We start from the raw sequence: 2,232 nt of genomic DNA on the forward strand, positions 1-2,232 counted from the left end.
GTGCCGGACATGCGTGGTCGGGCGGCAGCCGCCGCGGCACCTACACCGATCCGAAGGGGCCCGACGCCAGTGCGGAAATGCTGCGATTTTTCCTCGCACATCCGCGCGCGGACTGAAGCGCGCACAGGGGCGGAAACGCACCGGCTTCTCGCGCCAGATCTGTGCGATGACGGTGAAAAATGAGCGGGCGGCGGCGATCCGCGGGATCCAGGGGCAGATGGCCGAGTACGGGCTGACAATGGAAGAACTGGCGGCGGTGGGGTGCTTCGATCCGCCCCCGCCACCCCCGCCAGCGCCGCCCCCTTCGCCGCCGGTCTGGTACCGCCGAGGGGCAAAACTGGGACGGGCAGGGCGAGATGCCCGATTGGCTGCGGCGGGCAATGCATGCCGGGCAGAGTGTGGAATTTTTCCGGATCGGATAGCTTCGACAGCGAATTTGCTTGGGGCGGTCGCCTTGTGAAAGTGGACTCATACGATTCCGCGAGGCCGCGCGGGGCAGTGGCCAGCAGGCAGGAGCAGCCAGTATCCCGGTAGTACCGCGCTCGGTGGCATGGCTGCTCCGGGTGCCCCGGTAGCGAAGCGGTCAGCTCGGGTGGCGCTCAGCGTGTGCACATTCCATACTAGAAGTGGTCGTCCCTGCCGGATTGAAGCGACGCTCGTGGGGACGTCTCCGCCTTCCGAAAGGAGGTATCCCATGTGCTTCCCGAATCATTATCTGGATCGCCCCCGTGAGAATGCGGCCCAGCAGCGGCATAGCCCGACGACCTTATCGCTTCGCTCTCGCCTCGACGAGCGCCGGGCGGCGTTGATGGCTTGGCTGCGTCCGTTTCCAAAACCAACCGGCCCGGTGACGGCCGCATTCTTGGAGCAGGTCGAGCCGGCTGTGGCCGTGGCGAAGCCGGTCCCTCTGCCTATCGACCAGGCTTGCACTGTCGCCAGCACCGCCAGCGAGCGCGAGGCCGAGGCGGCGTAGCCGCCATTACTTCTACATTTGCCCTCCTAAGACCACCGGCCAGGCCAGCGTAAGACCGCTTGGGCTTAGAGGCGCGTGAAGCCCGCCAGCAGGGCATGGCGGGCGGAGGGCAACACGCACGGACTGGCTATTTTCTATATAGAGAAGGGGGTGGTGCTCGGCATGAAAGCGCTAGGTTTGCTTCTCGCCATATCAACGGCGGTAGGGTTTGCGCCGCACGCCAGTGCAGTTGGATGCCAATATGACATGCAGTGCAAAGGGGAGCGAATTTGCGAGAAAGGCCAGTGCGTCCCTCCGGTCGCGGAGGACCAGAACGCAGAGCAACCCACCAAGGCTTTCCCACCCTCGAAAAATGTCCCGACACCTGCGCCACCCGCCAGGGTTCCCCCAGCGACGAGGAAGGTTCCGGCCCCTCAGCAGCCCGCCAAGGCTTCCCCAGCGACGAGGAATGTCCCGGCCTCTCAACAATCCGCCAAGGCTCCCCCAGGGACGAAAGACGTCCCGACACCTGAACAACCCGCCATGGCTTCCCCAGCGATGACGAATGCCCCAGCAGTTTCGACTGAGTTTCGCTATTGCTGCACTAAGGTCGGAAAATTTCCCCTCGACCGAGAACCGAACTCGGAGGGCATTGCCATCAACCCGAGCGATACCTGCCATGGGATAACCAATTATGGGACGTCTCTCCCAGGTACGCCATGCAATTGAAATGTTCCCGGTTCTGTCCGAGTGAGCCGCATCGCACTAAAGCGGCGCACCGGTGGCCCCGCCCAAAAAGGCGTTAAAGCCAAATCTGAGGTCGTCTGCAAACGTAGCGGGTGCGATGGCGTTGCCGACGCAGAGGATGGTGAGGGAGATGGAAGTGCCCACCTCATCCCGGTCGGAGGTCGACGCATAAGTGACAAAAGAGTCTCTTTAGAATTCTTTTCAAAAACGCTTGCAAGCCAGGCATGGAGGCATTAATATTCGCCCCCGTTCGCAAAGCACCGCGCAACGGAGATGGGAAAAGACTTGCAAGGATTAACCCAAAAGGGTGTGCTTTCCAGCATAAAAGAATTTCTCGAGAATTATTGATTAATCGCAGAAACTTCTTTATAGTCTCGCTCCTTCGCGGCAAACACAACGCAGCGACGCAGACGGCAAAGCCGGTGCGGGTCCGGACGGTAACGAACGGACGAGTTCTTTAACAACCAAACAACCGATAAGTGTGGGCGCTTGGTAGCGGATGCCCGAGGTCTTCGGACTTCGGAAGCTTCAAA

2 pseudogenes are annotated in these 2,232 nt (G+C 61.2%); both read left to right on the forward strand.

Annotated features, from left to right (window positions below):
• Positions 1-116 (forward strand): annotated as a pseudogene (locus RM96_RS40150) (esterase); the annotation flags it as partial.
• A gap of 50 nt (positions 117-166) precedes the next feature.
• Positions 167-422, forward strand: a pseudogene (locus RM96_RS40155) (H-NS family nucleoid-associated regulatory protein).
• Positions 423-2,232 lie beyond the last annotated feature (1,810 nt).

The sequence above is a fragment of the Cupriavidus sp. IDO genome (assembly GCF_000812465.1).
GTDB lineage: Bacteria > Pseudomonadota > Gammaproteobacteria > Burkholderiales > Burkholderiaceae > Cupriavidus.